Raw genomic sequence first — 25,604 nt, 5'->3', positions numbered from 1 at the left:
CATGATGCCATCAAAGCCGACAACGCGGTCGATGACACGTTGCAGATCGGCGTTGGAACGTGCAACCAATCTGCAGAGCATGTCCCCATGTCCCGTCGTTGTATGCAGCTCAAGCACCTCGGGGACGGTTGCCAAATGATTACGAACGTCGGCGCCTTGGCCCTGTTTGATCTCCAGCGTGGCGAAAGCGGTCACCGGATATCCCAGTGCGGCCGGATCCACATCGGGGCCGAATCCCCGGATGACGCCATTCGACTGAAGGCGGTCCAGCCGCGCCTGCACCGTGCCGCGCGCCACCCCCAGCCGGCGGGACGCCTCCAGCACTCCGATGCGCGGCTCCTCCGCGAGCAGTTCGATGAGCCGCCCGTCCAGTCGGTCGATCGCCATGTGCCGCCTCTCGATGGGCCTGACGGTGGTCAGGATGTACAGATCGCCCGACGATACCCGTGGGTCGCTGAGCATGTTGTCCAGTCGAAACGCAAACTATTGCGCACCTTGTGGATCAGAGAGAGCCTGCGGCCATGACTGAGACCATCGATCATTCACCTGGTACGGCAGCGCAGGCGGACCCCTTCCCGGTGAAGGGGATGGACGCCGTCGTCTTCGCCGTCGGCAACGCCAAGCAGGCCGCGCACTACTACGCCACCGCCTTCGGCATGAAGCGGGTCGCCTACTCGGGGCCGGAGAACGGCAGCCGCGAGACCGCCTCCTACGTCCTCACGTCCGGCGGCGCCCGCTTCGTCTTCACCTCCGTCATCAAGCCGTCGACCGAGTGGGGCCGCTTCCTCGCCGACCACGTCGCCGCGCACGGTGACGGCGTGATCGACCTGGCCATCGAGGTCCCCGACGCCCGCGCCGCGTACGCCTACGCGGTCGAGCACGGCGCCCGCGGGCTCGAGGAGCCGTACGAGACCAAGGACGAGCACGGCACGGTCGTGCGCGCGGTCATCGCGACGTACGGCGAGACCCGGCACACCCTGGTCGAGCGGTCCGGGTACGACGGCCCGTACCTGCCGGGCTTCGTTGCCGCAGACCCGATCGTCGAGCCCCCGGCGAAACGGTTCTTCCAGGCCATCGACCACTGCGTCGGCAACGTCGAACTCGGGAAGATGAACGAGTGGGTGGCCTTCTACCACAAGGTCATGGGCTTCACGAACATGAAGGAGTTCGTCGGTGACGACATCGCCACCGAGTACTCCGCGCTGATGTCCAAGGTCGTCGCGGACGGCACCCGCAAGGTGAAGTTCCCGATCAACGAGCCCGCGATCGCGAAGAAGAAGTCGCAGATCGACGAGTACCTGGAGTTCTACGGCGGCGCCGGCGTCCAGCACATCGCGCTCGCCACCAACGACATCGTCGCCACGGTGCGCTCGATGCGCGCGGCCGGCGTGGAGTTCCTGGACACGCCCGACTCGTACTACGACACGCTCGGCGACTGGGCGGGCGAGACCCGGGTGCCGGTGGAGACGCTGCGCGAGCTGAAGATCCTGGTCGACCGGGACGAGGACGGCTACCTGCTGCAGATCTTCACCAAGCCGGTCCAGGACCGCCCGACCGTCTTCTTCGAGATGATCGAGCGGCACGGCTCGCTGGGCTTCGGCAAGGGCAACTTCAAGGCCCTCTTCGAGGCGATCGAGCGCGAGCAGGCCAAGCGCGGCAATCTGTGACCGCCCGCCGGGCCCGGGCACGCCGCCCGGGCCCGGAACGGGGGCCGGGACGGGCGCCCGAAACGGGCAACTGAACGGGCATGGAAACCGGCTTCCGGAATCTTCCGTGTAGGCCGCACGGATGCCAAGGTGTCGCCATGGACCTCATCGCACAGCTGCGCAGCGGACTCCCCGAAGGGGCGGTCCTCACCGACCCCGATGTCACCGGTTCCTACGCCCACGACATGGCCAGCTTCTGCGAAGCCGGCATTCCCGCGGCCGTCGTCCTGCCGCGCACCGTCGAGCAGGTCCAGCACGTCATGCGCACCGCCACCGAACTGCGCGTCCCCGTCGTCCCGCAGGGCGCCCGCACCGGCCTGTCCGGCGCCGCCAACGCCTCCGACGGCTGCATCGTGCTCTCGCTGACCAAGATGGACCGCATCCTGGAGATCAACCCCGTCGACCGGATCGCGGTCGTCGAGCCCGGCGTCATCAACGCCACCCTCTCCCGCGCGGTGAACGAGCACGGCCTGTACTACCCGCCGGACCCCTCCAGCTGGGAGATGTGCTCCATCGGCGGCAACATCGGCACCGCGTCGGGCGGCCTGTGCTGCGTGAAGTACGGCGTCACCGCCGAGTACGTGCTCGGCCTGGACGTCGTCCTCGCCGACGGCCGGCTGCTGCAGACCGGCCGCCGTACCGCCAAGGGCGTCGCCGGCTACGACCTCACCCGGCTCTTCGTCGGCTCCGAGGGCAGCCTCGGCATCGTCGTACGGGCCGTCCTCGCGCTCAAGCCCGAGCCGCCGCAACAGCTCGCGCTGGCCGCGGAGTTCCCCTCCACGGACGCCGCCTGCGCCGCGGTCTGCGAGATCATGGCCCGCGGCCACGCCCCCTCGCTGCTGGAGCTGATGGACCGTACGAGCATCCGCGCGGTCAACGCCATGGCCAACATGGGTCTGCCGGACTCCACCGAGGCGCTGCTCCTGGCCGCCTTCGACAGCCCGGACCCGGCCGCCGACCTGGCCGCCGTCGGCGCGCTCTGCGAGGAGGCGGGCGCCACCCAGGTCGTCCCCGCCGAGAACGCCGCCGAGTCCGACATGCTGCTGCAGGCCCGCCGGCTCACCCTCACCGCGCTCGAAGCGGTGAAGACGGCCACCATGATCGACGACGTCTGCGTGCCCCGCTCCAAGCTCGCCGACCTGCTCAACGGCTGCGCCGCCATCGCCGAGAAGTACGACCTCACCATCGGCGTCTGCGCGCACGCCGGCGACGGCAACACTCACCCCACCGTCTGCTTCGACGCGGCCGACCCCGACGAGTCCCGGCGGGCCCGCGAGTCCTTCGACGAGATCATGGGACTCGGCCTGGAGCTGGGCGGCACGATCACCGGCGAACACGGCGTCGGCATACTGAAGAAGGAGTGGCTGGCCCGCGAACTGGGCCCGGTCTCCCTGGAGTTGCACCGCGGCATCAAGCAGGTCTTCGACCCGCACGGCCTGCTTAACCCGGGCAAGGTCTTCTGACGCGGGCCCGGCCCGCTGAACCCGCCGAGCCGCGAGGGGCGTTGTCAGTGCCGGCCCGTACAGTCCTGCCATGGACAACGCACTGCTCGCGGCGACGCTGGTCCTCGTCGTGCTCCTGCTGCTCAACAGCTTCTCCGACAGCCGCACCAAGCGGCTGGAGCGGCGGCTGCGCGAGACGGAGCACCGGCTGGACCTCCTCCTGGCGCACCACGGCATCACCGACGACCGCCCCGAGCTGGCCGAGATCGACGACCTGCTCCGCCGCGACCGCAAGATCGAGGCGATCAAGCGGTACCGGCAGCTGACGGGCGCCGGCCTGGCCGAGGCCAAGGCGGCGGTCGAGGCACGCATACGCTGACCGGCCGGCCTCCGCCGACCGGCCGGTTGTCCTGTGGCCCCGGCGGGCCCGCGGGCGGAGGATGGTCGCCAGACCCGTTCACCGCCGGACCCCCGCACGCAGGGAGCGAGATTCGCCGATGGCACAGACCGCAGAACCCGCAGGGCACACCAGGGAGTACGACGTCGTGGTGCTGGGCGCCGGCCCGGTCGGCGAGAACGTCGCCGACCGCGCGCACGCCCTCGGCCTGAGCGCCGTGATCGTGGAGAGCGAACTGGTCGGCGGCGAGTGCTCGTACTGGGCGTGCATGCCGTCCAAGGCGCTGCTGCGCCCGGTCACCGTGCGCGCCGACGCGCGCCGGATTCCCGGACTGCCGGAAGCGGCGGGCGGGCCGCTGGACGCCCGCGCCGTGTTCGCCCGCCGCGACGCCTTCACCTCGCACTGGAAGGACGACGGCCAGGTCGAGTGGCTGGACTCGGCCGGCATCGACCTCGTACGCGGCCGGGGCCGGCTGACCGGGCCCAAGCGGGTGACCGTCGACGACGGCACCGAGCTGACCGCCCGGCACGCCGTCGCGGTCTGCACGGGCAGCAGCGCGGCGCTCCCTGACCTGCCGGGACTGGCCACGGCGCGGCCCTGGACCAGCCGCGAGGCGACCAGCGCGCAGACGGTGCCGGGACGGCTCGTGGTGGTCGGCGGCGGCGTGGTCGCGGTGGAGATGGCGACCGCCTTCCAGGCGCTGGGCTCCGAGGTCACGATGCTGGTCCGCGGCTCAGGGCTGCTGGCCCGCATGGAGCCGTTCGCCGGCGAGCTGGTGGCCGAGGCGCTGAAGGAGGCCGGCGCCGACCTCCGCTGGGACACCTCCGTCGAGGAGGTGCACCGCGCCGATCCGGACGGCCCCGTGACCCTCACCCTGAGCGGCGGCGAGCGGCTGGAGGCCGACGAGGTGCTGTTCGCCACCGGCCGCGCCCCGCGCACCGACGACCTCGGCCTGGAGACGGTGGGCCTCACGCCGGGCAGCTGGCTGGAGGTGGACGACAGCTGCCGGGTGACGGCGGTGGAGGGCGGCTGGCTGTACGCGGTCGGCGACGTCAACCACCGGGCCCTCCTCACCCACCAGGGCAAGTACCAGGCCCGGATCGCGGGTGCCGCCATCGCGGCCCGCGCCCGGGGCGACGAGCCGGACACCGGCCGCTGGAGCGCGTACGCCGCGACCGCCGACACCGCCGCCGTGCCGCAGGTCGTCTTCACCGACCCGGAGGCGGCCTCGGCCGGGCTGACCGTCGCGGAGGCCGAGCGCGCGGGGTACCGGGTCCGCAGCGTCGACGTGGACCTGGGCGGCGTGGCGGGCGCGAGCCTGTACGCCGACGGGTATTGCGGCCGCGCGCGCATGGTCGTCGATCTGGACCGCGAGGTGGTGCTCGGCGTCACCTTCGTCGGCCCGGGCGTCGGCGAGCTGCTGCACTCCGCGACGGTCGCGGTGGCCGGCGAGGTGCCGCTGTCCCGGCTGTGGCACGCGGTGCCGGCGTATCCGACGATCAGCGAGGTGTGGCTGCGGCTGCTGGAGAGCTACCGGGGCTGAGGCGCGGCCCGGCACGCCTGACCGGCGCCGGCCGGGGCAGCGGCCGTACGGGGGCCGGGCGGCCCCCGCGGCTCAGTCCAGGTCCGGGTCGCCCGTCATGGCGGCGGCGATCCGGAGATAGGGGGCCGCCTCCGCGGGGCGGCCCTGACGCTGGAGGGTGCGGCCCAGCATCAGCTGGGCGTAGCTCTCGACCGGGTCCCGTTCCAGGACCGCGCGCAGCTCCGCCTCCGCGCGCCACAGCTGCGCGGAGTGGTAGTAGGCGCGGGCCAGCAGCAGCCGCGGCGCGACGAGCTCGGGGACCTCGTCGACGAGGCCCTCCAGGATCCGCGCCGCGGTCGTGTAGTCCTTGGCCTCGAAGAAGAGGCCCGCACGGTCCCAGCGCTCGGCGGGCGTGCCGTGCGTGTAGTACGTCTCGGTCATGGTCTCGCCAACACCCCGAGATGGTTGAACATTCCACCAGCTCTCGGGGGACCGGCGTACGTACCGGCCGGACATGCGACGGGTTACGCGCCGCCCTCAGGGGACTCGTCCGACGGCCACGGGTCGCGCAGCCACAGCTCGTCCCGCGGGGCCAGCGCCAGCAGCTCGCTCAGCCCTTTGTCGATCCCGAGGTGCTCCTCCTCGGTGCCCGGCGGCACCACCCGCAGCGTGCGCTCCAGCCACGCCGACACCGCGGTCGCCGGGGCCTCCAGGAGCGCGTCCCCGTCCGGCGAGCTCAGCGCCATGCAGACCAGGCTGCGCCCCTCGGCCTTGGTCGGCCACACCCGCACGTCGCCGTGGCCGCACGGCCGGAACACCCCCTCCACCAGCAGCTCGCGCGCGAACGTCCAGTTGACGGGGGAGTCGGAGCCGATGTGGAAGGCGACGTGTACGGCGTAGGGATCATCGGTCCGGTACGTCAGCCGGGCAGGCACCGCAACGCTGCGCTCCGGCGACAGCACCAGGCCCAGTTCCAGCTCTCGTTCCACCACGGTGTGCATGTGTCACGCCTCTCTACGTTTCTGTGCGGGCACCCCGTGAGCAACCGCCCGCACAGGGATAGAGGCCGTGACTCCCGGACCATTACGCGACTTCGTACAACTTTTTTCGCGCCCCTCTTCCGAGGGGTCAGGAGCCGGGACATACCCGGCGACCACCCCCCGTCTGATAGATGTGGACGCTGCGTTGCGGCAGACTGCACTAGCCCCACCCGCCCCCCAGCAGGCCGAACACAGATACGGGACCTTTGGACATGAGCGCGCCTTCGTCAGGATCCGCCGGCGGCAGCCCCACACCCGGCTACTACCCGGATCCGTCCATCCCCGGCTACATCCGGTACTGGAACGGCGCCGCCTGGGTGCCCGGCACCAGCCGCCCGGCGCCCGCCGAGGGCGAGGCGATGCCGGCCCCGCCGCCGGGCGCCGCCGTCGCGCCGCCCGCGGCAGCGCAGCCGGCCGCCGCGCAGCCGGCCGCCGCCGAGGAGACCGGCCCGGTCTTCTTCGACGAGGAGGAGGACTCCGGGCAGGTCGACGGCCCGGCGGCCGAGGGGGACGCGCTCGCGGTGCGCGAGCGCGGCGAGGTGGACACGCCGCCCGCCGCCGACTGGGACGACCCGCGCCGGCTGCACGGCAACAGCCCCGGGGCCGCGGCGTCGTGGCAGGCCGACGCCTCCCAGCAGGCCGGTTTCGGCGGCGAGCAGGACCGCCGGGTCTCCTGGGGCGCGGTTCCCGCGCAGCGCGACGACGCCGGCGCGCCCGCCGGGGGCCAGGCATGGGGCGACCCGGCGGCGGACGGCGCGGGGGGCGGCGAGCAGGAAGGTTCCGGTGCGGCGCCCGCCGGCAAGGACGCCGAGCGCGCGGACGCCGGGGACACCGCCGGCGCGCCGCAGACCGAGGACGCCGCGCAGCCCGCGGCCGGTGTCCCGGAGGGCACCATGGCCATCCGCGCGGTCGGCCCCGGCACGCCCGCCGACGGCACCGTGGCGATCCGCGCCGTACGCCCCGGCGCCGCGGGGGACAAGAAGGGCGCGGCGGCGCAGGGCACGCCCCCGGCCGACGGCACGATGGCGATCCGGCTGGACCGCGGCGGCGCCCGGCAGGACGGACCGGCGGCCGGCGCCCCGGCCGCGCAGCACCCGGCCCCGCAGCAGCCGCCGGCCCAGCCCCGCCAGGACGGTTACGGCTACCCGCAGCAGAGCGCCCCGTCCGTCCCGAACCAGGGCGGTTACGGCTATCCGCAGCAGGCCGGGTCCGCCGCCGGGGCCCCGCAGCAGAGCGGCTACGGCTATCCGCAGCCCGGTCCGTCGGCCCCGCAGCAGGGCGGGTACGGCTACCCCCAGCAGTCCGGCCCGTCGGCACCGCAGCCCGGCCCGGCCGCCCCGCAGCAGGGCGGCGCCCCCGAGAGCGTCATCCCGTGGAAGCCGCCGGCCGACAACCCCTTCCTCCAGGCCGCGCAGGCCCAGGGGCGGCCCGCCCCGCTCGGCCGCCGGATCGCCGCGCGGCTGATCGACACCGTTGTGCTGGGCGGGCTGCTCGCCGGCGTCGCCGTGCCGCTGTGGAACGCGGCCGCCGACCACATCGACGCCAAGGTCGAGGCGGCGAAGCAGTCCGGCGTGCAGACCACCGTGTATCTCCTCGACGGCACCACCGGCGGCTACCTGGCCATCGTGATCGCCGTCCTGCTGGTCGTCGGGCTGCTCTACGAGGCGCTGCCCATGGCCAAGTGGGGCTTCACGCTCGGCAAGAAGGTCTGCGGCGTGCGGGTGCTGGACATCGAGGGCCACGACACCCCGGAGTTCGCCGCCGCGCTCAAGCGCTGGCTGGTCTACGGCGTGCTCGGGGTGCTGGTCGTCGGCGTGGTGAACGTCCTGTGGTGCCTGGTCGACCGGCCCTGGCGGCAGTGCTGGCACGACAAGGCGGCCCGGACGTTCGTGGCCGAGGGCTGAGTCCCGGGGCCGGGCTGCTGGAGGCGGCCCGGCCCGTTGCCCCGGCGCGTACGGGTGCGCCCGGGAGCACCGGGACGCGCCCGCGCACGGCGCGCACCACTGTCCGGCGCGCCGCACTTCCCCCGAACGGCGCACGCCGGATGCGGCGACCGGTGGTACGCGGTCGACTCGGGCCATGAGTACCGACCAGCCGAGGCCCGGATCCGGCGAGCCGCCGGAAGACGACCCGTTCCTCAAGAAGCCGCAGCATCCGCAGGAGCCGCCCGCGAACAGCGGCGACCCGTACGGCGGCGCGCCCGGCGGCCCCCCGCCCGGGGCCGGCGGTCCGTACGGCGGTGGCGGCCCCTACGGTGGCGGCCCCTACGGTGGCGGCCCGCCGCCCGGCGGTGGCGGTCCCTACGGCGGCCCTCCGCCGCCCGGCGGTCCGTACGGCGGTGGTCCGTACGGCGGCGGGCCCTACGGCGGTGGCGATCCCTACGGTGCGCCCGATCCGCTCGCCGGAATGCCGCCCCTCGCGGGTCGCGGCCGGCGGCTGGTCGCGCGGATCATCGACGGCATCCTCATCGGCGTGCCGGTCGGCCTGATCATGTGGTTCATCGTCGGCGGCGTGGACTACACCGCGACGAACGAGAGCGGCAAGCAGAGCGTGGTCTCCGGCGTCACGATGCTGGCCTATCTGCTCTACGAAGGCATCATGCTGACCACCCGCGGCCAGACCGTCGGGAAGATGGCCATGAAGATCAGGGTGGCGATGCTGGAGAACGGGGCGATCCCCACAGCCCAGGCGGGCTGGGTGCGGGCCGCCGTCTACACGCTGCCCGAGGTCATCCCCTGCTGCGGCACGATCTTCTGGCTGCTCAACGTGCTGTGGTGCACCTGGGACAAGCCGTACCAGCAGTGCCTGCACGACAAGGCGGGGCGCACGGTGGTGGTCTCCACCGCCTGACCGCCGCGCGTCCTACCGGGAGTGTTCGCCGACCCGGGCCTCGGCAGGCCGGGTCGGCGACGTACGCCGTCCCACGAAGCCTTCGGGCCGCACCTGTGGGGCGGCGGCGCGCGTCCGGCGGGCCCGCACCGAGCGGGGCAGCGGCGCCGTGACCGCGACGAGGAGGCCGAGTCCCAGCCCGGCGAGGGCGATGACCGCGACACCGATGCCCGCCCTGGTCTGCGAGAGCAGCAGCATGGCGAGGGTGGAGAGCACGACGGTGGCCGTACCGTAGGCGATCTGTGCGGCAGTCGGTCGAGGCATGGCGGGTCCGTCCTCGGAAGCATCAGGGGTGGGAGTCGACATGGCGCGCCGTCAAAAGACTCTACGGTCCTTACTGCCCGAGCGGAACGTCCGGTAAGCGTGAGTTGACCCACGGTCCCGAAGCACAGGGGGCGCACCGGTTCATGCGTCCGGGCAACGGCCCCTTATGGCGCGCCCGTTGGGCCGCCCGTGAGGCGCGGCCGTCCGATACTCGCACGCGGCGAGCCGAGTAACGTACTTCGCTGACGTGTGCAAATCAAGGTCTGTCTTTTCCCCCGGCGTTCCGGTCAAATTCCTCCAACGACCGTTCGTTCTAGGGGAGGACAGCGCAACGTGAGATCCCAGAGATTGCTGTTCAGATCGGCCGCCCTGGCCACGGCAACCGCCGCGATCGGGGCGGCCGTTTTTGCGTCCGGGGCGGCGCAGGCCGAGGGCCGTACCACGGCCGCGAGCCCGCCGAACGACCCGGCCGCCGCCGGGCGGACGGTCGACCACGACCTCAAGGGGCCGTTCAGCGACCGGCAGGAGGCCCAGCGCGAGGAGGCGCTCCGCCAGGTCATATCCGGCGACGCCAAGGCCACGAAGCGGGGCGGCTCGCAGGTCGTGAAGCTGGGCAAGGACAAGTACGTCGAACTGGCCCGGGAGAAGACCGACAAGATCTTCACCATCCTGGTGGAGTTCGGCGGCAAGGTCGACAACACCACGATGTACGACCCGGACGGCGACGGCCCCAAGCCGCCGGTGAAGAAGTACGGCGGCGAGGCGGGCCCCGCGCACAACGAGATAGCCGAGCCGGACCGTGCGACGGACAACAGCACGGACTGGCAGCCCGACTTCAACCAGCAGCACTACCAGGACCTCTACTTCTCGCACGACAAGAAGAAGGAGTCCCTGGCGAAGTACTACGAGAAGCAGTCCTCGGGCCGCTACTCGGTCGAGGGCGAGGTATCCGACTGGGTCAAGGTCGACTGGAACGAGGCCCGTTACGGCTCCAACTACTGCGGCCAGACCAACTGCTCCAACGCCTGGGACCTGATCCGCGACGGCGTGAACCAGTGGGCGAAGGACCAGAAGGCCAAGGGCCGCACCGACGCGCAGATCAAGGCGGACCTGGCGCAGTACGACCAGTGGGACCGCTACGACTACGACGGCGACGGCAACTTCAACGAGCCGGACGGCTACATCGACCACTTCCAGATCGTGCACGCCGGCGAGGACGAGTCCGCGGGCGGCGGTGTCCAGGGCACCAACGCCATCTGGGCGCACCGCTGGTACGCGTACGGCACGGACGCCGGCAAGACCGGCCCGGGGGAGAACAAGGCCGGCGGCGCGCAGATCGGTGACACCGGCATCTGGGTCGGCGACTACACCATGCAGCCGGAGAACGGCGGCCTCGGCGTCTTCGCCCACGAGTACGGCCACGACCTGGGCCTGCCGGACGAGTACGACACCGGCGGCACCGGCGAGTCCTCCGTCGACTTCTGGTCGCTGATGTCCTCCGGTTCCTGGCTCGGCCGCGGCAAGGACGCCATCGGCGACCTGCCCGGCGACATGAGCGCCTGGGACAAGCTCCAGCTGGGCTGGCTCAACTACGGCACCGCGAAGGCGGCGACGAAGTCCTCGCACAAGCTGGGCGTCGCGGAGTACAACACCAAGCACAAGCAGGCGCTCGTCGTCGAGCTGCCGGACAAGGCCGTCACCACCTCGGTCGTGAAGCCCGCCGAGGGCTCGAAGCAGTGGTGGAGCGGCATGGGCGACGACCTGAAGAACACCCTCACCCGGTCCGTCGACCTCACCGGCAAGACCAAGGCGTCGCTGAGCCTCAAGGGCTGGTGGGACATCGAGGCGGAGTACGACTACCTGTACGCCGAGGTCTCCACGGACGGCGGCGCCAACTGGACGCCGGTGGACGGCACCGCGAACGGCCGGGCGATCCCGCGCGACGCCGGTGACAAGCCCGCGCTGACCGGCACCGTCGACGCCTACCAGGACCTCGTCTACCCGCTGGACGCGTACGCGGGCAAGAAGATCGACCTGCGGTTCCGCTACCAGACCGACGGCGGCGTGGCGCAGAAGGGCTTCGCTGCCGACGCGCTGAGCATCACGGCCGACGGCAAGCCGCTCTTCACCGACGGCGCCGAAGGCGACGACGCGGGCTGGACCGCCAAGGGCTTCTCGCGCATCGGCGAGTCCTTCACCAAGGACTACCCGCAGTACTACCTCGCCGAGAACCGCCAGTACGTCTCGTACGACAAGACCCTGCAGACCGGCCCGTACAACTTCGGCTTCGCCTCCACCCGGCCGAACTGGGTCGAGCACTTCCCCTTCCAGAACGGCGTGCTGATCTGGCTGTGGGACACCTCGCAGACCGACAACAACGTCGGCGAGCACCCGGGCGCCGGCCAGATCCTCCCGGTCGACGCGCACCCGAAGGCCACGAAGTGGGCGGACGGCAAGCTCATGCGCAACCGCTTCCAGACCTACGACTCGACCTTCACCCGCGCCCGCACCGACGCGATCACCCTGCACAAGGACGGCAAGGCCGTCCGCATCCCGGCGCAGAAGGGCGTGACCGTCTTCGACGACCGCAACGGGACGTACTACGACAAGACGAACCCGACCGGTGGCGTGATCGTTCCTGACACCAACACCCGGATCAAGATCGAGAAGGAGGCCCACGACGGCTCCACCGTGGTCCTCCAGGTCGGACCCGCGACGAAGAAGTAAGTAAAGTCGCAGGTCAGAGACGTATCGGCCGTCACCCCCTAGCGGGCGGCGGCCGATCGCGTTTAGATGCCTCCTGCGGCCTTCTTGCTGACACGCAGTCTCACGAGGGGATGACGCCGCATGCCCTGACCCGGCGTGCGCGGGCCGCACGACCAGGCACCGACCGCTGCACCGACCATGCACGGGGGAAACATGACCTTGACCGGCTCCGGCTTCATCAGGCTTCCGGGCGGAAGCGTGGTGGTGGCCCTCTCGCTGCCCAGACCGGGCGGCAACGGCCACCGCGTACGCGTCCTCGTTCACGCGCAGAACCGCCCGCGCGCCCTGACCAGGCTGCGCAACCTCGGGCTGCGCGCCGTCTACCTGCGCGGCAACACCGAGCCGCCCACGCCGGACGAGGTCACCGCGGTACTCCACCACCCCGACGGACTCGTCTGGCGCGGCGCCCCGGACGACGACACGGAGTCCTGGCACCCGATACGGGCACTGCTCCGCCCGGCCGTCCCGGAGACGCTCTAGGAGCGCCGCGGCGGGCCGTCGCCGGTGGCTCAGCCCCCGCTGACCACCGGCTTGCCGGTCAGCTCGGCCCCGGCCTCGCGCAGCTCCGCGACCGCCGCCTCGGTCGTGTGCGGGGCCACGCCCGCCGTCAGGTCCAGCAGGACCCGGGTGCGGAAGCCCTCGCGCAGCGCGTCCAGGGCCGTGGCCCGCACGCAGTGGTCCGTGGCGAGCCCGACGACGTCCACCTCGGTCACGTCGTGTGCCCGCAGCCAGTCCGCCGTCGAGGTGCCGTTCTCGTCCACCCCCTCGAAGCCGCTGTACGCCGCGGCGTACTCGCCCTTGGAGAAGACCGCGTCGATCGCGCCGGAGACGATGGCCGGCGCGAAGTTCGGATGGAAGCCGCTGCCCTCGGTCCCGGCGACGCAGTGCGCCGGCCAGCTGTGCTCGTAGTCGGGGCGGCTGGAGAAGTGGTCACCGGGGTCGATGTGGTGGTCACGGGTGGCGACCACGTACTGGTACCCGCTGCCCGCGGCCTCGCCCACCAGGTCGGTGATGGCTGCGGCGATGTCCGAGCCGCCCGCCACCGCGAGGCTGCCGCCCTCACAGAAGTCGTTCTGTACGTCCACGACGATCAATGCCCGGTGCATGGTGCGGCCTTCCGGATGGGAAATGGGGGGAATCTGTGGCGGCTGTGGAACCAGTGGGGGGCTACGGCACGCGCCGATGTGACCGAGGGTAGCCACTCACCCGCCGGTGCGGGAGTGGGCGCTGCACGGCGGTCAGCGACACATCGCCAGGCCAGAGGCGCAAGACGGGGTGGTGATGCGCCCCGCCGCGCCCCTGCCCCGGTCGGCAGCAGAGAGGTACCGAGGTACCCATGAGGCGTCCCGTGCCCCGGCCGCCTCCTCAGACGTGCTCCGTCGGCAGCACGGCCTCGCCGCGCGACAGCTGCATCGCCGACATCGGCAGCCCGGCGCGGGCCGCGATGTGCCGGTCGCGCGCGGCGTCCAGCGGCTCGCGGGCGACCACCTCGCCGCCGCGCACCAGCGGCACCTGGAGCTGCCGGTCCGCCAGCTCCTCGGGCACCGGGCCCGTGCCGACGACCTCGGCCTCCGCCACGCCGTGCTCGTCCAGACGCCGCGCCGCCCACTTGCGGCCGCCCTGGGACGCCTTGCCGCCCATGGACTTCTTCGCGACCGGCCGCAGCGGCGCGTCGGGGCCGTCGCTGTCGGCCCGCGCGACCAGCTTGTAGACCATCGAGGCGGTCGGGTGGCCGCTGCCGGTGACCAGCTGGGTGCCGACGCCGTACGCGTCCACGGGGGCCGCGGCCAGCGAGGCGATGGCGTACTCGTCCAGGTCGCTGGTCACCACGATCTTGGTGTCCGTCGCGCCCAGCTCGTCCAGCTGCTGGCGCACCCGGTGGGCGAGGAGCAGCAGGTCGCCGGAGTCGATGCGGACGGCGCCGAGACCCGGCCCGGCCACCTCGACGGCGGTACGCACCGCCTCGGTGACGTCGTAGGTGTCCACCAGCAGAGTCGTTCCTGCGCCGAGGCTGTCGATCTGCGCGGTGAACGCGTCCCGCTCGTTGTCGTGCAGCAGGGTGAAGGAGTGCGCACTCGTGCCGGCCGTCGGGATGTTGTACCGGAAGCCGGCCGCGAGGTCGGAGGTGGTGTGGAAGCCGCCCACGTACGCGGCGCGCGCCGCGGCCACGGCGGCCAGCTCGTGGGTGCGCCGGGCACCCATCTCGATCAGCGGGCGCTCGCCGGCCGCGGCCGACATCCGGGACGCGGCGGCGGCCACCGCCGAGTCGTGGTTGAGGATCGAGAGGACCACCGTCTCCAGGAGCACCGCCTCGGCGAAGGTGCCCTCGACGCGGAGGATCGGCGAGCCGGGGAAGTAGACCTCGCCCTCCGGATAGCCCCAGATGTCACCGCGGAAGCGGTAGTCGGCGAGCCACTGGCGGGTCTCGTCGTCGAGGATGCCCCGGCCGGTGAGGAAGTCCAGGATCGTGTCGTCGAAGCGGAAGTTCTCCACCGCGTCGAGCAGGCGTCCGGTGCCGGCCACGACGCCGTACCGGCGGCCCTCGGGCAGCCGCCGGGTGAAGACCTCGAAGACCGAACGGCGGTCGGCGGTGCCGGACCGCAGCGCGGCCTGCAGCATGGTGAGTTCGTACTGGTCGGTGAAGAGCGCAGTCGACGGCACGGCCACCGGCAGCCCCAGGTCTGCTGTGTTCATAGGAGGAGATGCTACCTCCCTTACTCGTCACATTGACGATTTCCCCGGGTCATTTGTGCGCGCGTCCCCTCCGGGTGGCAGCATGGAACCCGTGAGTGTCGCACCGACGGAGATCGAACGCCCGGAAACGACGGAGGCGCCCTTCGAGGCGCCGGAGCCCGATGTGCCCTGGGTGACCGTCGTTCACAATGACCCCGTCAACCTCATGAGTTATGTGACCTACGTGTTCCAGGCGTACTTCGGGTACTCCAAGGAGAAGGCGCGCAAGCTCATGCTCGACGTCCACCGGAAGGGCCGCGCGATCGTGTCCAGCGGTACCCGCGAAGAAATGGAGCGCGACGTGCAGGCGATGCACGGCTACGGCCTCTGGGCGACCCTCACGCAGGACCGCTGATGGCCGGCCACTTCGAAGCCCTGCCCGGCGGGGGAGCGGCGGCCGCCTTCGACGAGGTCGAGATCTCCATCCTGCGCAGCTTGGCCGTCCAGCTGATGGAGCTGGTGGGCCCCGGTGACGAGCCCGCTGACGGCGGGGACCCGCTGGACGCGCTGTTCGCCGAGGGCCCCAGCGAGCCGCCGTCCGACCCGGCACTGGCCCGGCTCTTCCCCGACGCCTACGGCGGCCCCGACCACGTGCCGGACGACGACGTGCGCGCCGCCTCGGCGGAGTTCCGCCGCTTCACCGAGAACGACCTGCGGGCCCGCAAGCGCGAGGACGCCCTCGCGGTGGTCCGCTCCCTGGACGCGCTGTCCACGGGGGGCGGCAAGAGCGCCGAGGGCGCCGTGCTGCGGCTCAAGCCCGACGAGTCCCAGCAGTGGCTGGGCGCGCTGAACGACCTGCGGCTGGCGATCGGCACCCGGCTGGAGGTCACGGACGAGGACGACGGCAGCGAGCTGATCGGCCTGCCGGACGAGGACCCGCGCAAGCCGATGGCGATGGCGTACCTCTGGCTGGGCGGGCTGCAGGAGAGTCTGATCGAGACGCTGATGCCCTGACCGGCGGTTTCGTCACCGGTACGGCACGCCCGGCTACGCACGGGAAGGTGTTCGCTCAGCGGATGCTCAAATCCGGATAACGATCGCATGACGGTGCCACTCGGTCTTCCTGCGCCTTTTGAATTTTGTCCTACTTTCACCGTTGTGCCCCGCCGTGCCCCGGTAGTACATCCCCAGTGGGCGTGGTAAAAATCCTCGACCTGCCGTCGGTGACGCCACCCCTGTCGCCGCGGGAGCGCTTCGCCGGCCGACCGTCGGCGTGCAGGACTCCATCCGGGGGGATCGGGACCCGATCCGGACAGACCGGGTCGGAATGGAGAAAGGCGCACCACTCATGACCTCAGCGCAGGTCGAAAATCAGCACGGCGTCGCCGACGCCGACGGATCTGCCCCCGAAGAGGGCTATCAGCGCGGACTGGGAAACCGGCAGATCCAGATGATCGCCATTGGTGGCGCCATCGGAACGGGCCTGTTCCTGGGGGCGGGCAAGGCGATCTCGAAGGCCGGGCCGAGCATCATCCTCGCCTACGCCATCGTCGGACTCGTCATCTTCTTCATCATGCGGGCCCTGGGCGAGCTGCTCATGTACCGCCCGGTGTCCGGCTCCTTCTCGGAGTACGCGCGCGAGTTCCTGGGCCCCTTCATGGGCTTCGTGACCGGCTGGACGTACTGGCTCTTCTGGGTCGTCACCGGCATCACCGAGGTCACGGCGGCCGCGACGTACATCCAGTACTGGAACCACGACATCCCGCAATGGGTGTCCGCACTGGTCTTCACCGTCGCACTCTTCGGCATCAACCTGATCTCCGTGAAGATCTTCGGTGAGCTGGAGTTCTGGTTCTCCATGGTCAAGGTCACCGCCATCGTCGGCATGATCCTGATCGGCCTCGGCGTGATCCTGCTCGGCTTCTCCGACGCCGGTGACACCGCCTCCTTCAGCCTCCTGTGGTCGCACGGCGGATTCTTCCCCAAGGGCATCGGCGGCACGCTGATGACCCTGCAGATCGTGATGTTCGCCTTCCTCGCCGTCGAGCTGGTCGGCGTCACCGCGGGCGAGGCCACCAACCCGAAGAAGGTCCTGCCGCAGGCCATCAACACCGTGCCGTGGCGGATCGGCCTCTTCTACATCGGCGCGCTGATCATCATCCTGTCCGTGGTCAGCTGGACCGCCTTCGAGCCGGGCGTCAGCCCCTTCGTCGCGGCCTTCGCCAAGATCGGCCTGCCGGCCGGCGCCGGCATCGTGAACTTCGTCGTGCTCACCGCGGCGCTGTCCTCCGCCAACTCCGGCATGTACTCCACCGGCCGCATGCTGCGCGACCTGGCACGCAACGGCCAGGGCCCGAAGTTCTTCACCAGGCTCAGCAAGAACGGCCTGCCCACCACCGGCACCGGCGTCTCGGTCGCGATGATGCTGGTCGGCGTGTGGATCAACTACCAGTGGCCGGGTGACGCCTTCAACTACGTCGTCTCCTTCGCCACCATCTCCGGCATGTGGGCCTGGATCGTCATCCTGCTCTCGCAGCTGCGCTACCGGGCCAAGGCCAACCGCGGCGAGCTGCCGCAGTCGGAGTTCAAGGCCATCGGCGCGCCGTACACCTCGATCTTCGCGCTGGCCTTCATCGCCATGGTCATCGTGATGATGGGCATCGACCCGGACACCCGGATCTCGCTCTACGCGGCGCCGGTGTGGGCCGCGATCATGGGCGTCGGCTACCTGATCATCAAGCGCAAGGACCCCGACGTCTTCAAGGGGGGCGGTCGCGGCCACCGGCCGGTCGACAGCATCCCGCACCACCCCGGCGACACCCTCTGAGTCCAGCATCCGGGCCCGTACGTATCACCTGATGGTACGTACGGGCCCGATGCTTATTCTGGTCACCATGCTGACCATCACCCGGGCCCTCTACGACCAGATCGTCGAGCACGCCCGCAAGGACCACCCCGACGAGGCCTGCGGGGTCCTGGCCGGCCCGACGCCGGCGCCCGCCGACGGCCGTCCCGAGCGGTTCATCCCGATGCTGAACGCGGCGCGGTCGCCCACGTTCTACGAGTTCGACTCCACCGACCTGCTGAAGCTCTACCGCGAGCTGGACGACCGGGACGAGGAGCCCGTCGTCATCTACCACTCGCACACCGCGACCGAGGCCTACCCGTCCCGCACGGACGTCTCGTACGCGAACGAGCCGAACGCCCACTACGTCCTGGTCTCCACCGCGGACACCGACGACGCGGGCCCGTTCCAGTTCCGGTCCTACCGGATCGTGGACGGAGTGATCACCGAGGAGGAGGTCGAGGTCGTCGACGCGTACGCGTGACGCCCGTCACCTCCCGCACGGAACGGCCCCGGCGGCGCACGGCCCGCCGGGGCGCCCCGAATGACCCCGTCCCACACTGTGTGCACGGTCCGTCCGCATCCCGAGACCGGGTTCCAGAACCCGGACCGGGAATCGATACGATGACCGCATGGTTGACCACGACGTGAGCGAGAAGACCCCGAGCCTGCTGCTCGTGGCGCGGCTGCACGTCGACCTGTGCCGCCTCGCCAGCGCGATCTGTCCGCGCTGCGCAGCCGGCTGACCGGTTCCGTCTGTCCGGAGGACAGGCTTCCGGCCGAGACGGCCGGCGGGCCCTGAACGTACGCCCCGCCCGCGTCCCAGGACGCCCTCGCCCGACGCGCCGCAGCGGCGCACTCCAGACTCGCTTCCGGCCCGCCCGGCAAGCGCCCAGCCAGCCGACATCAGGAGCATCCTCATGGCCATCGAGGTCCGAATCCCGACCATCCTGCGTACCTACACGGACGGCCAGAAGGCCGTGGAGGGCAGCGGCGACACCCTCGGCGAGCTCTTCGACGACCTGGAGACCCGGCACGCGGGCATCAAGGACCGCCTGGTCGAGGGCGAGCAGCTGCGCCGCTTCGTCAACGTCTACCTGAACGACGAGGACGTCCGGTTCCTCGACGGCATCACCACGAAGGTCGCCGACGGCGACAACGTGACGATCCTCCCCGCGGTCGCCGGCGGCTCCCGCTGATGCGGTACGACAGCCCGCTCGCCGCGGTAGGCAACACCCCCCTGGTGCGCCTGCCGCGGCTGTCGCCCTCCGACGACGTACGGATCTGGGCCAAGCTGGAGGACCGCAACCCCACCGGCTCCGTCAAGGACCGCCCCGCGCTGCACATGATCGAGCAGGCGGAGAAGGACGGCCGGCTCACCCCCGGCTGCACCATCCTGGAGCCGACCAGCGGCAACACCGGCATCTCGCTCGCCATGGCGGCCAAGCTCAAGGGCTACCGCATCGTGTGCGTCATGCCGGAGAACACCTCGCAGGAGCGGCGCGAGCTGCTCGCCATGTGGGGTGCGGAGATCATCTCCAGCCCGGCGGCCGGCGGCTCCAACACCGCCGTCCGGGTCGCCAAGGAACTCTCGGCCGAGCACCCCGACTGGGTGATGCTGTACCAGTACGGCAACCCCGACAACGCGGGCGCGCACTACGCCACCACCGGCCCCGAGATCCTCGCCGACCTGCCCTCCGTCACCCACTTCGTGGCGGGCCTGGGCACCACCGGCACCCTCATGGGCGTCGGCCGCTACCTGCGCGAGCAGGTACCCGGCGTGCAGATCGTGGCCGCCGAGCCGCGCTACGACGACGTGGTCTACGGCCTCCGGAACCTCGACGAGGGCTTCATCCCCGAGCTCTACGACGAGTCCGTGCTGACCACCCGTTACTCCGTCGGCTCCGAGGACGCGGTGCGCCGCACCCGCGAACTCCTCGCCGAGGAGGGCATCTTCGCGGGCATCTCCACCGGTGCGGCGCTGCACGCCGCGATCGGCGTCGCGAAGAAGGCCGTCAAGGCGGGGGAGAACGCCGACGTGGTGTTCGTCGTCGCCGACGGCGGCTGGAAGTACCTCTCCACCGGCGTCTACACCGCCGAGAGCACCGAGGCGGCCATCGAGACGCTGCACGGCCAGCTGTGGGCGTGACCGCACCCCGCTGAAGTCCGCTCCCGAAGGCGCCCGCCCCCTGCGGCCGGGCGCCTTCGCGCTGTCCGGGGGCCGGTGTCGTCGTACGGCCCGGCGGTCTGCGTGCGGCCCGTGGTCACCCGGCCAGGTGGCGGACCCGGTCCCACAGGCGCGGGTCGGCGGTGCCCGCGCGGCGGCGGAAGTCGGCGAGCGCCACGTCCCGCAGCTCATCCGTCTCCAGGAAGCTCGGGCGGCCGCGCGCGTCGCCCACCGTGCCGGGCGGCAGCGGGATCACCCCAGGGCGCTCGGCGTGGTGCCGGCTGGTGATCTTCGCGACCCGCGCCGAGCCGCCCCGTACGGCCAGCACCAGGCACGGCCGGTCCTTCTTCCCGGCCGAGTCCTCGAACGGCACCATGGCCCACCAGATCTCGCCCGGCTCCGGCACCCCGCGCCGGCCGCCGCCGGGCCGCGTACGGACCGGCCGGTCGCCCGGGCGGCGCGATTCCGGTGCCGTACCGCGTCCGCCGCCCCGCCCCGGTCGGCGCGCGGGGCCCCGGCCGCCGCGCTTCGGACGGCGGCCCGAGCGGGCCAGCCCGTCGACGACCGCCGCCACCAGTGCCAGCACCACAACGGCCAGCACCGCCGGCCACCATGAGGTGTCCACGCCCGCCTCCTCGCCCGTCACCGCGTACGTCGTGCGTCGCCGCCCGCCGCCGCGGTGGATCTCCTCGTCAGCCGACCGTACCGGCCACCGTCCCGCCCGGCACAAAGGCCCACCCGGACTGGTGATTCCGCCCACAGCTCGCCCCGCTGGAGGAGCCACCGGCCCTTTCGCGCCTTACCCTCGTGGGCACTGCAACGACTGGTTCGGACCGGCCGAGCACGGCCCAAGCCCCGCATGGACCCGCCGCACCGCCCCGCCCCCGGAGGTTCACGCCCCTATGAAGCTCACTGTCGTCGGATGCTCGGGGTCGTTCCCTTCGACGGAATCGGCCTGTTCGAGCTACCTCCTGGAGGCCGACGGCTTCAGGCTGCTCATCGACATGGGCAACGGTGCCCTCGGCGAGCTGCAGCGCCACTGCGGTCTCTACGACCTCGACGCGGTACTCCTCTCCCACCTGCACGCCGATCACTGCATCGACCTCTGCGGGTACTTCGTGGTCCGGTACTACCGCCCCGACGGCGGCCGCTGCGCCCCGATGCCGGTCTACGGCCCGGCCGGCACCGAGCGGCGGCTGACCGCCGCGCACGCCGATCTGCCCACCGACCACGCCATGAGCGAGGTCTTCGACTTCCGCACGCTGGCCCCCGGCACCTTCACCGTGGGCCCGTTCACGATCCGTACGGAGCGGGTCAGCCACCCCGTGGAGGCGTACGGCTTCCGCATCGAGCACGGCGGCCGTTCCCTCACGTACTCCGGCGACACCGGCATCTGCGAGTCGCTGCACTCGCTCGCCGAGGACACCGACTTCTTCCTCTGCGAGGCGTCCTTCACGCACGGCAAGGAGGACATCCCCGACCTGCACCTCAACGGCCGCGAGGCGGGCGAGCACGCGGCCCGCGCCCGGGCCGGCCGGCTGGTCCTCACCCACATCCCGCCGTGGACCGACCCCGGCGTCAACCTCCGCGACGCCCAGGAGGTCTTCAACGGCCCGGTGGAGGTCGCCAAGGCGGGCGCGGTGTACGAGATCTGACCCCGCATACACCGAAGGCCCCCGGAACCCTGCGGTTCCGGGGGCCTCGTCGCGTCACGGCCGAGGCCTCACGCCTTCGTGAGGTCCTCGACCTCCTCCTCGGGCTCGCGGCCCGGCGTCGGGAGGTTGAACTTCTGGATGACGAAGCGGAAGACGACGTAGTAGACCGCGGCGAACACCAGGCCGATCGGGATGATCAGCCACGGCTTGGTGGCGAGGTGCCAGTTCAGGACGTAGTCGATGGCACCGGCCGAGAAGGTGAAGCCGGCATGCACGCCGAACGCCCAGGTCACGGCCATCGAGATGGCGGTCAGTACGGCGTGCACCGCGTACAGCAGCGGCGCGATGAACATGAACGCGAACTCGATCGGCTCGGTGATGCCGGTGACGAACGAGGTGAGCGCCAGCGAGACCATCATGCCCATCACGACCTTGCGGCGCTCGGGGCGTGCGGAGTGCGCGATGGCCAGCGCGGCGGCGGGCAGGCCGAACATCATGATCGGGAAGAAGCCGGTCATGAACTGGCCGGCGGTCGGGTCGCCCGCGAAGAAGCGGCCGATGTCGCCGTGTGCGACCTTGCCGGCCGCGTCGGTGAAGTCACCGAGCTGGAACCACGAGACGGCGTTCACGAACTGGTGCATGCCGATCGGGATCAGCGCACGGTTGATCAGACCGAAGAGGCCGGCGCCGACGGCGCCCAGGCCGGTCATCCACTCGCCGAAGCTGGAGATCGCGTCGCCGATCGGCTCCCAGATGAGGGTGAAGATCACGCCGATGGCGGTGCCCACGAAGGCCATGAGGATCGGCACGAGCCGGCGGCCGTTGAAGAAGCCGAGCCAGTCCACCAGCTTGGTGCGGTGGTAGCGCTGCCAGACGACCGCGGCCAGCAGGCCCATGATGATGCCGCCGAGCACGCCGGGGTTGTTCACCACCGGCTCGACCCACTTGCCGTGGTCGACGTGGCCCTCCTCGACGGGGAAGGCCTTGAGGACGTTGTCGTAGACCAGGAAGCCGACCAGCGCGGCCAGCGCCGTGGAGCCATCGGCCTTCTTGGCGAAGCCGATGGCCACGCCTATGCAGAACAGCAGCGGCAGGTTGTCGAAGACCGCACCGCCGGCGGCGGCGAAGACCTTCGACACCTCGGTCCAGCCCAGCCCCTTGTCACCGAAGACGTCGGGCTGGCCGAGACGGTTGAGGATGCCCGCGGCGGGCAGGACGGCGATCGGCAGCTGGAGGCTGCGACCGATCTTCTGCAGGCCCTGGAACAGGCCGGATCCCCGCTTCTTCGCGGGAGCCGCCTTGTCGGCGGTGGCCGTACTCATCGGATTCCTCCTGGTGAGGCGGGCTCGGGGGGAAGGCGGCCCGCAGTCTGGTCTACACCACTCAGTGGTTTAGACCATTCTTAGCATGTCGTCATGGCATAAAGGAATCCATTCTTCCTGATCGTTACGGCACCCGTGACCACCGCATGGCGAACGGCCCGGGAATGCCGAGTTCCCGGGCCGTCCGCGTCACGCAGGGCAGTGCCTACTTCACGTTCTGCTGCTCGATCTCCTCGCCCAGTTCCTCCGGTTCCCGCCCCGGCGTCGCCAGGTCGAACCTGGTGATCACGAAGCGGAAGACCGCGTAATAGACGACGGCGAAACACAGCCCGATCGGAATGATCAGCCACGGCTTGGTCGCCAGGCTCCAGTTGATGACGTAGTCGATCAGACCCGCCGAGAAACTGAATCCGTCGTGCACGCCCAGCGCCCAGGTCACCGCCATCGACACGCCCGTCAGCACCGCGTGCAGCACGTACAGCACCGGCGCCACGAACAGGAACGAGTACTCGATCGGCTCCGTGATCCCCGTGACGAACGACGTCAGGCCGACCGACAGCATCATGCCCGCGATCTCCTTGCGCCGGTGCTTCTTCGCGCAGTGCGTGATCGCCAGCGCCGCCGCCGGCAGCGCGAACATCATGATCGGGAAGAACCCCGACGTGAACTGGCCCGCCGACGGATCACCCGCCAGGAACCGGTTGATGTCCCCGTGCACCACCGTCCCGTCCGGCTTGGTGAAATCACCGAACTGGAACCACATGAACGTATTCAGGAACTGGTGCATCCCGATCACCAGCAGCGCACGGTTGGCCACGCCGAAGATGCCGGAGCCCGCCGAACCCAGATCCACCATCCACTTGCTGAAGCTCGTCAGCGCGTCACCGATCGGCGGCCACACGAACAGGCAGACCACCGCGAACGCCAGCGCCACGAACGACATGATGATCGGCACCAGCCGCCGCCCGTTGAAGAAGCCCAGCCAGTCCACCAGCTTCGTACGGTGGTACCGCTGCCAGAACCAGGCCGACAGCAACCCGATCACGATGCCGCCGAACACGCCCGGGTTCTGGTACGACGCCGGCGTCCCCGTACCGTCCTTCGCCACGCACGCGCCGCCCAGCGGCCCGCCGCTCACGAACGTCGCGCCGCCCGTGCAGTCCTCCGGGAACTGGTGCAGCACGAAGTAGTAGACGAGGAACCCCGCGACCGCCGCCAGCGCCGTCGACCCGTCCGCCTTCTTGGCCATCCCGATCGCCACGCCGACGCAGAACAGCATCGGCAGGCCCAGCGAGGAGTCCAGCAGCGCGCTGCCCGCGCCCGCGAACACCTTCGCCACGTCCTCCCAGCCCAGCCCGTCCGTGCCGAAGACGTCGGGCTGCCCGAGCCGGTTCAGGATGCCCGCCGCCGGCAGCACCGCGATCGGCAGCTGCAGGCTGCGCCCCATCTTCTGCAGGCCCTGGAACAGCCCGCCGCCCCACTTCCTCCTCGGCGCCGCCGCCGCGTCCGAACTCATCGCATCCTCCCGGCCGCCGGCCCCGCGACGGCCGGCTCGTGCTTGCCGCATACTGGTGGTGTAGACCATTCGTAGTGGCGCTACGGGGCCTCCCCCGGACGCACCACCGGGTGGTCGCCATCATTCGCCAGGCAGCGGACAAACGCCCGTCCAACAGGGCTGAACGTGCGTTACCGTGTGGAATCCTTCGGCACAACCGCCGACGGCCGAGACAAGCAGGAGTGGACATGGCCAGCAAGGCTGAGAAGATCGTCGCCGGGCTCGGTGGCCTCGACAACATCGAAGAGGTCGAAGGCTGCATCACCCGCCTCCGCACCGAGGTCGTCGACCCCTCCCTCGTCGACGAGGCAGCCCTCAAGGCCGCCGGCGCCCACGGCGTCGTGAAGATGGGCACCGCCATCCAGGTCGTCATCGGCACCGACGCGGACCCCATCGCCGCCGACATCGAAGACATGATGTGAGCTGAGCCGCCGGCTCCCGCCGCGGTGAGCGCGGCTCCGGCCGCAGCGCGCCCGCGGCTCCCGCCGAGGCCCCGTCCGCACGTGTGTACGCATCGCACGCACCGGAACGGGGCCTTCGGCATTCCCGATAGGGTCGACTCCATGTCTCGTATCGACGGCCGCACCCCCGAACAGCTCCGCCCCGTCACCATCGAACGCGGATGGAGCAAGCACGCCGAGGGCTCCGTCCTCATCTCCTTCGGCGACACCAAGGTCTTCTGCACCGCCTCCGTCACCGAGGGCGTACCGCGCTGGCGCAAGGGCAGCGGCGAGGGCTGGGTCACCGCCGAGTACTCCATGCTCCCGCGCTCCACCAACACCCGCGGCGACCGTGAGTCCGTACGCGGCAAGATCGGCGGCCGTACGCACGAGATCAGCCGCCTCATCGGCCGCTCGCTCCGTGCCGTCATCGACTACAAGGCCCTCGGCGAGAACACCATCGTCCTGGACTGCGACGTCCTCCAGGCCGACGGCGGCACCCGCACCGCCGCCATCACCGGCGCCTACGTCGCCCTCGCCGACGCCGTCGCCTGGGCCCAGGGCAAGAAGCTCATCAAGGCCGGCCGCAAGCCGCTGACCGGCACCGTCTCCGCCGTCTCCGTCGGCATCGTCGACGGCACGCCGCTCCTCGACCTCTGCTACGAGGAGGACGTGCGCGCCGAGACCGACATGAACGTCGTCTGCACCGGCGACGGCCGCTTCGTCGAGGTCCAGGGCACCGCCGAGGCCGAGCCCTTCGCCCGCGACGAGCTCAACGCGCTCCTCGACCTCGCCGTCACCGGCTGCACTGAGCTGGACAAGGCGCAGCGGGCGGCGCTGGACCGGACGCTCTGACGGACAGGTCAGCCGGACGCGCAGGGATCACCGGGGCCCGCCCCGGTGATCTGTGACGTTCCCCTC

At 71.0% G+C, this 25,604-nt stretch carries 27 protein-coding genes; 18 read left to right on the top strand and 9 right to left on the bottom strand.

Annotated features, from left to right (window positions below; all coding sequences use genetic code 11):
- Positions 1-387 (bottom strand): Lrp/AsnC family transcriptional regulator (locus C3486_RS12510; RefSeq protein WP_103832716.1); only part of this gene is annotated, 387 nt, incomplete at its 3' end.
- Positions 388-521: 134 nt separating this feature from the next.
- Here C3486_RS12510 and hppD point away from each other — a divergent pair.
- The 4 genes from hppD (at position 522) to C3486_RS12490 (ending at position 5,088) form a co-directional block, all read left to right on the top strand.
- Positions 522-1,667, top strand: a complete 1,146-nt coding sequence (gene hppD / locus C3486_RS12505) for a 4-hydroxyphenylpyruvate dioxygenase (RefSeq protein WP_103832700.1) — start codon at positions 522-524, stop codon at positions 1,665-1,667.
- 137 nt (positions 1,668-1,804) lie between these two features.
- Entirely contained in the window at positions 1,805-3,169 is a 1,365-nt protein-coding gene (locus tag C3486_RS12500) for an FAD-binding oxidoreductase (RefSeq protein ID WP_103832699.1), read from the top strand.
- A gap of 70 nt (positions 3,170-3,239) precedes the next feature.
- Positions 3,240-3,527: a hypothetical protein gene (locus C3486_RS12495; RefSeq protein ID WP_103832698.1), complete on the top strand. Its 288-nt coding sequence runs from the start codon at positions 3,240-3,242 to the stop codon at positions 3,525-3,527.
- Positions 3,528-3,645: 118 nt separating this feature from the next.
- The gene (locus tag C3486_RS12490; RefSeq protein WP_103832697.1) at positions 3,646-5,088 is read left to right on the top strand and encodes an NAD(P)/FAD-dependent oxidoreductase; all 1,443 of its coding nucleotides are present in this window, start codon (positions 3,646-3,648) and stop codon (positions 5,086-5,088) included.
- Positions 5,089-5,160: 72 nt separating this feature from the next.
- On the opposite strand, the gene C3486_RS12485 is transcribed toward C3486_RS12490, so the two are convergent.
- Together C3486_RS12485 and C3486_RS12480 are read right to left on the bottom strand one after the other, a co-directional pair.
- A complete protein-coding gene (locus C3486_RS12485) occupies positions 5,161-5,508 on the bottom strand; it encodes a tetratricopeptide repeat protein (protein WP_103832696.1) in 348 nt (115 codons plus the stop codon).
- Between the two features lie 83 nt (positions 5,509-5,591).
- Positions 5,592-6,068 (bottom strand): SsgA family sporulation/cell division regulator, encoded by a 477-nt coding sequence (locus C3486_RS12480; RefSeq protein WP_103832695.1) that lies wholly within the window; start codon positions 6,066-6,068, stop codon positions 5,592-5,594.
- Positions 6,069-6,319: 251 nt separating this feature from the next.
- Here C3486_RS12480 and C3486_RS12475 point away from each other — a divergent pair, with 251 nt between their 5' ends.
- Positions 6,320-8,011 (top strand): RDD family protein, encoded by a 1,692-nt coding sequence (locus C3486_RS12475; protein WP_103832694.1) that lies wholly within the window; start codon positions 6,320-6,322, stop codon positions 8,009-8,011.
- A gap of 175 nt (positions 8,012-8,186) precedes the next feature.
- Positions 8,187-8,957, top strand: a complete 771-nt coding sequence (locus C3486_RS12470; RefSeq protein WP_103832693.1) for an RDD family protein — start codon at positions 8,187-8,189, stop codon at positions 8,955-8,957.
- Positions 8,958-8,969: 12 nt separating this feature from the next.
- Here the strand turns inward: C3486_RS12470 and C3486_RS12465 are convergent, their stop codons facing one another.
- The gene (locus tag C3486_RS12465) at positions 8,970-9,260 is read right to left on the bottom strand and encodes a hypothetical protein (protein WP_103832692.1); all 291 of its coding nucleotides are present in this window, start codon (positions 9,258-9,260) and stop codon (positions 8,970-8,972) included.
- A gap of 333 nt (positions 9,261-9,593) precedes the next feature.
- Here C3486_RS12465 and C3486_RS12460 point away from each other — a divergent pair, with 333 nt between their 5' ends.
- Positions 9,594-11,987: an immune inhibitor A domain-containing protein gene (locus tag C3486_RS12460; RefSeq protein ID WP_103832691.1), complete on the top strand. Its 2,394-nt coding sequence runs from the start codon at positions 9,594-9,596 to the stop codon at positions 11,985-11,987.
- Positions 11,988-12,179: 192 nt separating this feature from the next.
- Complete coding sequence (locus tag C3486_RS12455; RefSeq protein WP_103832690.1) at positions 12,180-12,506, top strand: hypothetical protein; 327 nt, start codon at positions 12,180-12,182, stop codon at positions 12,504-12,506.
- Between the two features lie 29 nt (positions 12,507-12,535).
- Here C3486_RS12455 and C3486_RS12450 read toward each other — a convergent pair whose 3' ends face one another.
- Together C3486_RS12450 and C3486_RS12445 are read right to left on the bottom strand one after the other, a co-directional pair.
- Positions 12,536-13,132, bottom strand: coding sequence for an isochorismatase family protein (locus C3486_RS12450; protein ID WP_103832689.1), 597 nt, complete (start codon positions 13,130-13,132; stop codon positions 12,536-12,538).
- A 259-nt stretch (positions 13,133-13,391) separates the two neighbouring features.
- Entirely contained in the window at positions 13,392-14,720 is a 1,329-nt protein-coding gene (locus C3486_RS12445) for a nicotinate phosphoribosyltransferase (protein WP_103832688.1), read from the bottom strand.
- Between the two features lie 82 nt (positions 14,721-14,802).
- Between C3486_RS12445 and clpS the strand changes: the two genes are divergently transcribed.
- The 7 genes from clpS to C3486_RS12415 all read left to right on the top strand — a co-directional run bounded on the left by clpS (position 14,803) and on the right by C3486_RS12415 (position 19,693).
- Positions 14,803-15,114: an ATP-dependent Clp protease adapter ClpS gene (gene clpS / locus C3486_RS12440; protein WP_103832687.1), complete on the top strand. Its 312-nt coding sequence runs from the start codon at positions 14,803-14,805 to the stop codon at positions 15,112-15,114.
- Positions 15,114-15,713, top strand: coding sequence for a DUF2017 domain-containing protein (locus tag C3486_RS12435; RefSeq protein ID WP_103832686.1), 600 nt, complete (start codon positions 15,114-15,116; stop codon positions 15,711-15,713). The genes clpS and C3486_RS12435 overlap by 1 nt, the downstream gene beginning before the upstream one ends.
- A 334-nt stretch (positions 15,714-16,047) precedes the next feature.
- Positions 16,048-17,526 (top strand): amino acid permease, encoded by a 1,479-nt coding sequence (locus C3486_RS12430; protein WP_258052736.1) that lies wholly within the window; start codon positions 16,048-16,050, stop codon positions 17,524-17,526.
- Positions 17,527-17,593: 67 nt separating this feature from the next.
- Complete coding sequence (locus C3486_RS12425) at positions 17,594-18,028, top strand: Mov34/MPN/PAD-1 family protein (protein WP_030250248.1); 435 nt, start codon at positions 17,594-17,596, stop codon at positions 18,026-18,028.
- A 148-nt stretch (positions 18,029-18,176) separates the two neighbouring features.
- A complete protein-coding gene (locus tag C3486_RS38760; protein WP_374936856.1) occupies positions 18,177-18,290 on the top strand; it encodes a putative leader peptide in 114 nt (37 codons plus the stop codon).
- 174 nt (positions 18,291-18,464) lie between these two features.
- Positions 18,465-18,743, top strand: a complete 279-nt coding sequence (locus C3486_RS12420; protein ID WP_103832685.1) for a MoaD/ThiS family protein — start codon at positions 18,465-18,467, stop codon at positions 18,741-18,743.
- Positions 18,743-19,693 carry a PLP-dependent cysteine synthase family protein gene (locus tag C3486_RS12415; RefSeq protein ID WP_103832684.1) on the top strand — a complete coding sequence of 317 codons (951 nt, stop codon included), beginning with the start codon at positions 18,743-18,745 and terminating at the stop codon, positions 19,691-19,693. Before C3486_RS12420 ends, C3486_RS12415 begins: the two co-directional genes overlap by 1 nt.
- Before the next feature lie 115 nt (positions 19,694-19,808).
- Here the strand turns inward: C3486_RS12415 and C3486_RS12410 are convergent, their stop codons facing one another.
- A complete protein-coding gene (locus tag C3486_RS12410) occupies positions 19,809-20,336 on the bottom strand; it encodes a type II toxin-antitoxin system PemK/MazF family toxin (protein WP_103832715.1) in 528 nt (175 codons plus the stop codon).
- A gap of 277 nt (positions 20,337-20,613) precedes the next feature.
- On the opposite strand from C3486_RS12410, the gene C3486_RS12405 reads away from it, so the two are divergent.
- Positions 20,614-21,366: an MBL fold metallo-hydrolase gene (locus C3486_RS12405; RefSeq protein WP_103832683.1), complete on the top strand. Its 753-nt coding sequence runs from the start codon at positions 20,614-20,616 to the stop codon at positions 21,364-21,366.
- 68 nt (positions 21,367-21,434) lie between these two features.
- On the opposite strand, the gene C3486_RS12400 is transcribed toward C3486_RS12405, so the two are convergent.
- Both C3486_RS12400 and C3486_RS12395 read right to left on the bottom strand, forming a co-directional pair.
- Entirely contained in the window at positions 21,435-22,688 is a 1,254-nt protein-coding gene (locus C3486_RS12400; RefSeq protein ID WP_103832682.1) for a PTS transporter subunit EIIC, read from the bottom strand.
- A gap of 205 nt (positions 22,689-22,893) precedes the next feature.
- Positions 22,894-24,204 carry a PTS transporter subunit EIIC gene (locus C3486_RS12395; protein WP_103832681.1) on the bottom strand — a complete coding sequence of 437 codons (1,311 nt, stop codon included), beginning with the start codon at positions 24,202-24,204 and terminating at the stop codon, positions 22,894-22,896.
- A 227-nt stretch (positions 24,205-24,431) separates the two neighbouring features.
- On the opposite strand from C3486_RS12395, the gene C3486_RS12390 reads away from it, so the two are divergent.
- Positions 24,432-24,665, top strand: a complete 234-nt coding sequence (locus tag C3486_RS12390; protein WP_030250235.1) for a glucose PTS transporter subunit EIIB — start codon at positions 24,432-24,434, stop codon at positions 24,663-24,665.
- A 141-nt stretch (positions 24,666-24,806) separates the two neighbouring features.
- The gene (gene rph / locus C3486_RS12385) at positions 24,807-25,538 is read left to right on the top strand and encodes a ribonuclease PH (protein WP_103832680.1); all 732 of its coding nucleotides are present in this window, start codon (positions 24,807-24,809) and stop codon (positions 25,536-25,538) included.
- Positions 25,539-25,604 lie beyond the last annotated feature (66 nt).

The organism is Streptomyces sp. Ru73, from assembly GCF_002920575.1.
Classification (GTDB): Bacteria; Actinomycetota; Actinomycetes; order Streptomycetales; family Streptomycetaceae; genus Streptomyces.
The sequence above is the reverse complement of the archived record's forward strand: the minus strand, read 5'-3'. Positions and strand labels throughout refer to the sequence as shown.